We start from the raw sequence: 6,049 nt of genomic DNA on the forward strand, positions 1-6,049 counted from the left end.
GATCGTGTCCACGATCGCCCGGGGCCACGACGGCGTGGCCCGAGCGGCCAACCGGCCGGAGGGCGGGGCGATCGTGGAGATCGAGCTGCCGGTACCGGCCGGGGCCGCGGAGCGCGAGGGCGGTGCCCCCGCGCCGCCGGCCGCCGCCGCCACCGCGCGCGGCCCTCACCCGGGCTGAGCACCCCGGTCGCCCGCCGGTGCTCAGAGGGAGTGCGCGGAGTCCGCCTCGGTGGGGGTCTCGACGACACGACCCGGACGGGAGTCGTGGAGGTGGGCGACAGCGGCGTGGTGGATGATCTCGGCGGGGTCCGGGCGGGGCGGACCGCTGCGCCGGCCCGACTCGTCGGAGCAGGCGAGGGGCTCGAGCATGGCGGGCGCGGTCTCGACGATCGTCGCGCGCCCGGGCCGGGCGTGGGCCGCCCGCACGAGCTGGTCGGTCATCGAGGCGTGCGGTGCGAGGACCAGGTCGACGTCGGGGTGCCACCAGAGCGGGTGCACCGCGGGCCCGGTGAGATAGCTGATCGCCGGCGCCCGGAGCGCGCCGCTCCGTCGCAGGCGGCCGAGCAGTTGACCGACCAGCGGATGGGTGGACACCACCGCGTCCGGCGGGTCGCCGATCAGCTCGACGGTGCCCGCGGCGAGCCGATCGAGGGCCATCGAGGTGGCCCTGCCGCCCACCCCGCGCGCACAGGAGCGCAGCAGCCGGCGACGGGCCGGCGGGGTGCGGCGCATCCCGAGGACGGAGAGGCTGCGCAGCGCCGGGCCGACACCCGCGGGCAGGAGCCGCAGCGCGTCGGGGCGGTCGACCCACCAGCCCCGCGCGAGGAGACGCCGGCCGAGCTCGGCCGCAGGACCGTCGTGACCGGCGCCCACCGACACGGAGATGATCACGACCCGCCCGTCCCCCGGAGCGGATGCGTGCTGCGGGCGGAGCCGACGGCCACCGGCGTCGTACGGCCCGCCCGGGCTCGGTACGTTCATCGGCCGTCACGGCGAGCAGCGCCGGACCGGGAGGGTCGCACGTCCTCGGGAGGGTCCTCGGCGCTGGCGGGTACCGGGGTCATGGCGGCACTGTCGGCCGTCCCCGATGTGGCGACGATGAGAAGTCGCGCGCGCCGACCACGGGCGGTGCGGGCGTCCCGGTCAGACCGGGGCGAGCCACCGGGCCAGCTCGCTCGGGCACTCGGTCATCACCCCGCCGGCGCCGTTGGCCCAGACCAGCCGACTCGACGAGCCCTCGTCGCGCAACCGCATCTCCACCACGACCCAGTCGCCGTCCGGGTCCCGCAGCTTCACGTGGTAGCTCCGGCCGCCCGAGCGGTTCGACCACCAGGTCCTCGTCACGGCCCAGTGACGGGTCAGCAGGGCGAACCACACCAGCTCACCCGGACCGGAGCGGCACTCGGCGAGCTGCTCCTCGACGTCGTCGGCGGCGTCGGTGCCCGTGTACTCGCCGTGCGCCCCGTGCGCGCCGCCGACCACTGCCCGTGGCCGGGAACGTGCGCCACGGCCGGTCGGGGCGGGCCCGCGCCCAGCACCGCTCCCCGGGGTGGACGGCCCGGGGCCCGCGCCGGATGCCGGGTCGGCCGGGATGCTGCGGGTCGACGTGGACGCGGCACCTCGGAGGTGCTGGAGCCACTCCACCACGCCGGGCCGCAGCGTCGGGTCGACGCTGAACCCGGCGAGGATCTGCTCGACCTGGGCGGGTGGGGTGTTGACGAGGAACGGGTGGCCGAACAGCTGTGCGGCGATCTGCGCTTCGTCCAGGGGCGGCGGTGTGCCCACCAGCGTGAAGAAGGCCAGCGCCGCGAAGCTGTAGCGGTCGGCCGCCGGGGTGTACTCCCCCCGGCTCCAGACCTCCGGCGCGGCGAACCCGGGGGTGCCGGCCGCGGCCTGCGTGCGGTGCGGGGCGAGCCGGACCAGCCCGAAATCGACCAGGATGGCCCGGCCGTCGTCGCCGACCATGACGTTGCCCGGCGAGAGGTCGCCGTGGACCACGGCGCGACCCGACGGCGTCGCGCGCCCGGTGTGGAGCATCTCCAGGGCGTCGGCGACCTGCTCGAGCAGTCGCAGCCCGCGCACCGTGCCCTCGCGCCCGTCGTGCAGCAACAGCCAGTCGCGCATCGGCAGACCCGTCACCCAGTTCATCACCAGGTACAGCGCGCGGTCGGGAGCGTCGGTGTCGAGGCTGCGGGTCCCTCCGGCGTCCGGATGCGGCGGGGCGCCCTCGAAGTACTCGCGAACGCCGATCACCGAGGGGTGGGTGACGAAGCGCAGCAGCTCGGCCTGCTCGGCCCAGCGTGCGCTGATGCGGGCCAGGTCGTCGTGGTGCTGGGGATGCAGCACCTTCACCGCGACGGCCTCGGACTCCCCGGCGAGGTCGACCTCCGCGCGCCACAGCGACGCCTCGCCCCCGGACCCCTCCAGGCGGACCAACCGGTACTTGTCCGGTCGCTCCACCGGGCCCACGCACAGTTCCCGGCCCATCGCAGACCCCTCACCTCAGCCGACCCCTCGACGATAGGCCGACGACGGGACCGCACCGGCGACGATCAGCACGATTCCGTCGGCGAGAACGGCGAGACACCAGCCCGCGAGCACGTCGCTCGGGTAGTGAACGGCCACGACGAGCCGCGATCCGGCGATCACCACGGCGACGAGCACCGCGATCAGGGCGACGACCGGCCGCCCACGGACCGGCCCGACGAGGACGACGACGAGCAGCAGGGCCCCCGCGGACCACAGCGCATGACCGGAGGGGAACGACAGTCCGTGCGCCGGCATGGCGTGCCACACCGTCGGTGGCCGCGGGCGGGCCACGACCGCCTTCACGCCGTTGTCGAACAGGGTGAGCAGCGCGACGGCGGCCCCGCTGAGGGCGACCGGCGCCCACGACCGCGCCCGCCACCCGACCACCCCCGTGACGACCACGAGGACCGCGATCATCACCGCCGGCTGGCCGACCGTGCTCGCCACCACCGCCGTCGTCACCGATGCGGCGGGACGGACCGCCACGATCCACCCGACCACCAGCGGATCCACCGACGCGAGCAGGGACCCCGTGACCACCCCGGCCCACAGCACCGCGAGGACCACGACGGCGAGCGCCATCGCGGCCACCGTCGGGCCGGGGCGGGGCAGGACCAGGGCGGGTCGGGACACGACGGCTCAGCCTCCAGGCGGGTGGGTGTGATGCCGATGAGAAGCGGATCAGGTCGCGGCCGAGGCACCCACCAGGGCGCCGCGAGGGCGCACCGGAGTGTGCGGGACCACCTCGGGTCGACGGCGGCGTGCGTCGAAGGCCCGCATCAGGGTCCGGTGCGCCGGGCGCTCGACCCAGTACGTCATCGCGGCACCGAGCAGCACCGCCTGGATCACCATCGCCACCGTCTGCACGCCGGGACCGGCCCCGAACCATTCCTGCAGGCGCAGCATGAGCACGTAGCCCAGGGTCTGGTGGACCAGGTACACCCCGTAGGAGATCCCGGCGAGCCGCCGGGCGGCCCGCGCGACCGCGAGGGGTGGTGCGACGCCGACCGCCTGCAGGCGCGCGGCGAGCACGAGCGCGACGACGCCGAGTCCGACCCCGAGCACGGACCAGGGGTCGGTGACCAGCCCGGCCGTGGGCGACCAGGATCCGTTCTGGACGACGTGCGCGGCGACGCAGCAGGCGAGCAGGGCCAGGCCGTGGCCGCGCCGCAGCCGCCGGGTGCTCACCATGTACGCCGCGACGCCGGCGACGAAGAGGTGCCACCGGTAGAGCCCGAGGCCGTCGACGACCGAGTCGTAGAGCCCGCCTGCGGTCTGGGCCAGCGGCCACTGCACCAGCGGGACCAGGACCGCGGCCCACAGCAGCACCCGCAGGTGGCGGCCGCGCCCGAACCGGGTGCGGCGCAGCCACGGCGCGACGGTGAACGCCGCCAGTTGCACGGGCAGCGTCCAGTACGAGCCGTCGACGTAGTCCCAGTGGTGGTAGCCGTTCCAGTTCCAGAGCATCGCCAGGTTGGCGACCAGGTCGCCGATGCCCACGCGGTACATGCCCGCCGGAGCGAGCCAGTCCAGGGCGAGGGTCGCGGCGAGAGTCCCGACGACGAAGCCGGGCAGCAGTCGGACGACCCGCGAGAACCACCAGCGCGCCGTGGCCCGGGCCGGGTCGGCCAGCGAGCTCGCCACGAGGTGCGCGGAGAGCACCAGCAGGAGGCTCGCCCCGATCTGGTGGCCGAACACGAACTGCCGCGCGACGAACTGCGGGTAGGCCCGGGGACCGATGGAGGTGGAGTGGTAGAGCACGACCATCAGCAGGGAGGCCACGCGCAGCAGGTCCATCCACGGGTTGCGGCGGCCGGTCACGGGGCACCGACCCGGCTCGTGGCCCAGTGCTGCAGGATCGTCGAGGCCGCCTGGGCACCGAGCGAGCCGTCGACGACGTCGAAGGCGTGGTCGGCGAAGGGGATCGTGACCAGCGTGGCGTCCACGCCCGTGGCGCGGGCCGCGGTCACGAAGCGCTGCAGTCCCGGCAGGGGCACCAGGCTGTCGCGCCCGGCGGCGAGCACCAGCGTGGGCGGCGCCTGCGGCGTCAGCGCCGCCGTACCCGAGACCGCCCGGTAGCGGTCGGGAACCTCGGTCGGGCTCCCGCCGGTGTAGGTGGCGGCGAGCCAGCGGGCGTCGAACTGCGGGACCGGTGAGCGGGCACCGTGCTCGTAGCCGTCGACGAGGTCGACCGCCGGGTACTCGACGGCGACGGCCCGCGGTGTCGGCACGGGTGAGCCGCACGACGAGGCCTGGGTGCCGGAGGCGGCGTGGTAGGCCACCGACACCGCGAGCTGGCCGCCGGCCGAGTCGCCCCCGAGCACGATCCGGGAGGGGTCGCCGCCCAGCGGGGCGGCGTCGGCGACGACGTGACCCAGCGCGCAGGCGACCTCGGGTCCGGCCCGGTCCCAGGTCGGGCGCCCAAGCCCGTCGAGGCCGTACTCGACGCTGACGACCAGCCAGCCGCGGTCGGCCCAGTGGCTCAGCGCCGCGGCCGGGCCGAGGTCGGAGCCACCGACCCAGCCGCCCCCGTGCACCCAGACCAGGACCGGCGCCGCGGCGGACGCGGTTCCCGGGACGGGGCGCCAGATCGACAGGTGCAGCGGAGCGCCCTCGGAGCTCGTCGTGAACACCGGGCGCAGGTCGGGCGGTCGCGGTGTGCGGTGGAGAACGCCGACCGCGCGCAGCGGGTCGACCGCGCCGCCGGCGCGCAGCGTGGTCGTGACCACCTCCCCGAGGGGAACGGCGATCGCGAGCAGGGCGGCGACGGCGAGCACGACCACCGCTCCCCCGGCGAGCGCCCACCCCGCACGGTGCCGCAGCGTGGCGAACAGCCACGCGGACAGCACAACGCCTCCGAGCGCGACGAGGCCGATCACGGGCCCCCACACCGGCACGAGGAGCGGCGTCGGTGGCACGAGCCCGGTGACGGTGCGACCGGGCCGCCAGGCCTCGTCGGCGACGACGAGGACGAGGCCGGCAACGCCGGTCAGGACCGCCAGGGCGAGACCGTCGGTGGGTCGGGCCGGGCGGGGACCGGTCCTCCCGGGCGTCCGGGTCCCCGTCACCGGGGGCCCGCGGGCGCTGCCGCCGGACGGGTGTCCCGACGGGTGCGGAGCCGGACGGCGCGCTGCACCACGGCGGTGCCCGTCCGCCAGGCGACGATCCCCACCGCGAGCCCCAGGACGACCAGGACGGCCGGGGGGACCCCGACGCCGAGCAGCGGCAGCAGGGCGAAGTGGGTGAGGTAGATGCCCAGCGAGGCTCCCGCGACGGCCGTGACCGGGGCGACGAGCGCCCGGGGCACCGGGATCCGGTCGACGAAGAGCAGGACGAGCAGCCCGACGAGCACGATCGCGGCGTGCCCGTACGCGGACCCGAAGAACGGGGGCACCAACAGCAGGGCGGCCGCCACGGCCACCACGCGCTGCGGGACCGTGACCGCGCGGTGGAGCAGCCAGCCGAGGACGAAGAGCCACATCACCAGGTGCGTGCTGTAGAGGTCCGAGGGCACCGTCCG

The 6,049-nt window shown here is 75.8% G+C and carries 5 protein-coding genes and 1 pseudogene; all 6 read right to left on the reverse strand.

Annotation, left to right across the window (positions count from 1 at the left end; genetic code table 11):
* Positions 1–201 precede the first annotated feature (201 nt).
* Positions 202–891: an MGDG synthase family glycosyltransferase gene (locus tag AC0CYZ_RS00390; RefSeq protein ID WP_472210911.1), complete on the reverse strand. Its 690-nt coding sequence runs from the start codon at positions 889–891 to the stop codon at positions 202–204.
* 252 nt (positions 892–1,143) lie between these two features.
* Positions 1,144–2,487, reverse strand: a complete 1,344-nt coding sequence (locus AC0CYZ_RS00395) for a serine/threonine-protein kinase (protein ID WP_472210915.1) — start codon at positions 2,485–2,487, stop codon at positions 1,144–1,146.
* Positions 2,488–2,502: 15 nt separating this feature from the next.
* On the reverse strand, positions 2,503–3,162 hold the full coding sequence (locus AC0CYZ_RS00400; RefSeq protein ID WP_472210918.1) for a phosphatase PAP2 family protein: 660 nt from the start codon (positions 3,160–3,162) through the stop codon (positions 2,503–2,505).
* A 48-nt stretch (positions 3,163–3,210) separates the two neighbouring features.
* Positions 3,211–4,350, reverse strand: a complete 1,140-nt coding sequence (locus AC0CYZ_RS00405) for an acyltransferase family protein (RefSeq protein WP_472210921.1) — start codon at positions 4,348–4,350, stop codon at positions 3,211–3,213.
* Positions 4,347–5,597: an alpha/beta hydrolase gene (locus AC0CYZ_RS00410; RefSeq protein ID WP_472210924.1), complete on the reverse strand. Its 1,251-nt coding sequence runs from the start codon at positions 5,595–5,597 to the stop codon at positions 4,347–4,349. Before AC0CYZ_RS00410 ends, AC0CYZ_RS00405 begins: the two co-directional genes overlap by 4 nt.
* Positions 5,594–6,049, reverse strand: a pseudogene (locus tag AC0CYZ_RS00415) (hypothetical protein); the annotation flags it as partial. The pseudogene AC0CYZ_RS00415 and the gene AC0CYZ_RS00410, both read right to left, overlap by 4 nt.

The organism is Actinomycetospora sp., from assembly GCF_055612215.1.

Bases quoted from the DNA above. Each gene is read 5' to 3' on its own strand.
- AC0CYZ_RS00395 (WP_472210915.1), bottom strand. From the start codon at position 2,487: ATGGGCCGGGAACTGTGCGTGGGCCCGGTGGAGCGACCGGACAAGTAC.